Origin of the sequence: Streptomyces sp., from assembly GCF_031178505.1 — a bacterium.
In the GTDB taxonomy this organism is placed as follows: Bacteria; Actinomycetota; Actinomycetes; order Streptomycetales; family Streptomycetaceae; genus Streptomyces; species Streptomyces gulbargensis.
The window spans coordinates 1-3476 of the sequence record NZ_JAPSIW010000730.1; the positions used below are offsets into that span (position 1 = coordinate 1).

Here is a 3476-nt window from a genome sequence, read left to right on the forward strand (position 1 = left end):
CCTTCCTCACCCAGTTCATCCATTCGGGGCTGTTCGTCGGGGTCTTCCGCTACCTCGCACCGCTCTGCGAGGAGCAACTCGGCGTGCCCGAAGCGGACTTCTGGGCTCTCGTCCGCGCCGAGATCCTCCGCTACCAGGACCGCTTCCCTGAGCTGAAGGAACGGTTCGAGCTGTTCGATCTCCTCACCCCGCGGATCGAGCGACTCTGCCTCAACCGCAACCGGCTCCACCTCGACGGCTACCGCGACCGCCCCGACCGCCCGCACGCGGCCGTCCACGGGACGGTGCCCAATCCGCTCGCCCGAGAGCATGGGTGACCGGGCTGTCGGTGCGGCCCCGTAGGCTGGAAGCGCTATGACGAAGCCATCCCTCCCCGACCTCCTCCACGCCGCCGTCTCCGCCGTCGGCGGCACGGAGCGGCCCGGCCAGGTCGCCATGGCCGAGGCCGTGGCCGAGGCCATCGACGACAACTCCCACCTCCTCGTCCAGGCCGGGACCGGTACGGGAAAGTCGCTCGGCTATCTCGTACCGGCCCTGGCCCACGGGGAGCGCGTCGTGGTGGCCACCGCCACCCTGGCGCTCCAGCGCCAGCTCGTGGAGCGCGACCTGCCGCGGACGGTCGAGGCGCTGCACCCGCAGCTGCGCCGCCGGCCGCAGTTCGCCATGCTCAAGGGGCGGTCGAACTACCTCTGCCTGCACCGCCTCCACGAGGGCGTCCCGCAGGACGAGGAGGACGGCCTCTTCGACCCCTTCGAGGCGGCGGCGCCCAGCAGCAAGCTGGGACAGGACCTGCTGCGGCTGCGGGACTGGTCGGACGAGACGGAGACCGGCGACCGGGACGACCTCACGCCCGGCGTCTCCGACCGCGCCTGGGCCCAGGTCTCCGTCTCCTCGCGCGAGTGCCTGGGCGCGAGCAAGTGCGCGTACGGAGCGGAGTGCTTCGCCGAGGCGGCCCGTGAGCGGGCCAAGCTCGCGGACGTCGTCGTGACCAATCACGCCCTTCTCGCCATCGACGCCATCGAGGGCGCGCCCGTACTGCCGCAGCACGAGGTGCTGATCGTCGACGAGGCCCACGAGCTGGTCTCCCGCGTGACCGGGGTCGCCACCGGCGAACTCACTCCCGGCCAGGTCAACCGCGCCGTGCGCCGGGCGGCCAAGCTCGTGGACGAGAAGACCGCCGACCAGCTCCAGACCGCAGCGGAGGGCTTCGAGCGGGTCATGGAGCTGGCGCTGCCGGGCCGCCTGGAGAAGATCCCGGAGGACCTGGCGTACGCGCTGATGGCGCTGCGTGACGCGGCCCGTGCCGTGATCACCGCGCTGGGCAGCACCCGGGACCGGTCGGTGCAGGACGAGGACGCGGTCCGCAAGCAGGCCATGGCCTCCGTGGAGACCGTCCACGGCGTCGCGGAGCGGATCACCCAGGGCTCCGAGTACGACGTCGTCTGGTACGAGCGCCACGACCGTTTCGGCGCCTCGCTGCGAGTGGCGCCGCTGACCGTCTCCGGTCTGCTGCGCGAGAAGCTGTTCTCCGAGCGCTCGGTGGTGCTGGCCTCGGCCACCCTGAAGCTGGGCGGCGACTTCAACGGGGTGGGGGCCTCGCTCGGCCTCGCCCCCGAGGGCACCACGGGGGACGACCTGCCGGTGTGGAAGGGGCTCGACGTCGGTTCGCCGTTCGATTACCCGAAGCAGGGCATCCTGTACGTCGCCAAGCACCTGGCCCGCCCGGCGCGGGACGGGGACCGGGGCGACATGATCGACGAGCTGTGCGAGCTGATGCAGGCGGCCGGCGGCCGTACGCTCGGCCTGTTCTCCTCGATGCGGGCGGCCCAGCTGGCGGCCGAGGAGCTGCGGGGGCGGATTCCCGAGCTGCCGATCCTGCTCCAGGGCGAGGACACCCTGGGCGAGCTGATCAAGAACTTCGCGGCCGACCCGCGGACCTGTCTCTTCGGCACGCTCTCCCTCTGGCAGGGCGTGGACGTGCCGGGCCCGAGCTGTCAGCTGGTCGTCATGGACAAGATCCCGTTCCCGCGGCCGGACGACCCGTTGATGAGCGCGCGGCAGAAGGCGGTGGAGGAGGCGGGCGGCAACGGCTTCATGGCGGTGGCGGCCACGCACGCGGCCCTGCTGATGGCCCAGGGCGCGGGGCGGCTCGTCCGGGCCACGGGCGACCGGGGCGTGGTGGCGGTTCTCGATCCCCGGCTGGCCACCGCCCGCTACGGCAGCTACCTCAAGGCCTCGATGCCCGACTTCTGGTACACGACGGACCGCAATCAGGTGCGGAAGTCGTTGGCGGCGATCGACGCCGCCTCGGCGGCGGCCGGCGTCTGACGGTCCCGGGTCCCGTCGCTCCCGCCCACCGGGCGGCGGGAAGGGCCCGTGGCGGGTGCCGGGGAAACAGCGGGCCCCGGGACCGGCGCAGTGGGTCCCGGGGCCCGGCCAGAGCCGGCGAGAGGGGTCACACCCGCCGGAGCACCGCCACGACCTTGCCAAGGATGGTCGCCTCGTCACCGGGGATGGGCTGGTACGCGGCGTTGTGCGGCAGCAGCCAGACGTGGCCGTCCTCGCGCTTGAAGCGCTTGACCGTGGCCTCGCCGTCGAGCATGGCGGCGACGATGTCCCCGTTCTCGGCGACGGGCTGGCGGCGGACCGTGACCCAGTCGCCGTCACAGATGGCCGCTTCGATCATCGAGTCGCCGACGACCTTGAGCACGAAGAGTTCGCCGTCGCCGACCAGCTGCCGGGGGAGGGGGAAGACGTCCTCGACGGACTCCTCGGCCAGGATGGGGCCACCGGCGGCGATCCGGCCCACCAGGGGGACGTAGGAGGCCGCGGGCTTGCCGGTGGTGTCCGTCGGCTGGGTGCTGGGCTGGTCGGAGCCGCGGACCTCGTACGCCCGGGGCCGGTGCGGGTCGCGGCGGAGGAAGCCCTTGCGCTCCAGCGCCATCAGCTGGTGAGCCACCGACGAGGTGCTGGAGAGGCCCACCGCCTGGCCGATCTCGCGCATGGAGGGCGGGTAGCCCCGCCGCTGGACCGAGTCGCGGATGACCTCGATGACCCGGCGCTGCCGGTCGGTAAGGCCGGAGCTGTCGGCCCTGATGCCTGGGGGTCGTCCGGGGAGGGCGCGGGCGGGTCGCCCGGGCTCCTCACCGTTCATGGATGTGTCGTTCATCGCGTGCACCGGCTCGAGTCGGCCCTGGGAGCGGTCCTGGGCGGTGATGGTGGCACTGTCTGCGGTGGTGGTCACGTCGTCGGCCCCTCTCGAATGGTCTCCCTGGCTGGCACAACGGTAGTAGCTTTCGAAAGGTTGCGCCAAACACACGTTCGAGTGAAAATCCGCAGATTGCCTTACGCCTGCCCATGTGGAGGTGTATGTGCCCCCGCGCTCGCGGTTCGATCAGGCCCTTACGGTAGCCTTCCCGGCTGGGTCCGCGCCCCCTCGGCGCCGCCCCGGTCCCGCGTCGAGAACCCCCTCCGCG

3 protein-coding genes are annotated in these 3476 nt (G+C 72.1%); 2 read left to right on the forward strand and 1 reads right to left on the reverse strand.

Annotated elements, in window-relative coordinates; all coding sequences use genetic code 11:
* Both RIF68_RS31300 and RIF68_RS31305 read left to right on the forward strand, forming a co-directional pair.
* On the forward strand, positions 1-317 hold a 317-nt coding region (locus RIF68_RS31300), incomplete at its 5' end, for an IucA/IucC family C-terminal-domain containing protein (RefSeq protein WP_309054643.1).
* A 37-nt stretch (positions 318-354) separates the two neighbouring features.
* Complete coding sequence (locus RIF68_RS31305; protein WP_309054644.1) at positions 355-2328, forward strand: ATP-dependent DNA helicase; 1974 nt, start codon at positions 355-357, stop codon at positions 2326-2328.
* 127 nt (positions 2329-2455) lie between these two features.
* On the opposite strand, the gene lexA is transcribed toward RIF68_RS31305, so the two are convergent.
* A complete protein-coding gene (gene lexA, locus RIF68_RS31310) occupies positions 2456-3244 on the reverse strand; it encodes a transcriptional repressor LexA (protein WP_209497163.1) in 789 nt (262 codons plus the stop codon).
* Positions 3245-3476 lie beyond the last annotated feature (232 nt).

What these genes read in the sequence shown, in the direction of transcription:
- RIF68_RS31305 (WP_309054644.1), top strand. Translation starts at nt 355, where the DNA reads ATGACGAAGCCATCCCTCCCCGACCTCCTCCACGCCGCCGTCTCCGCC.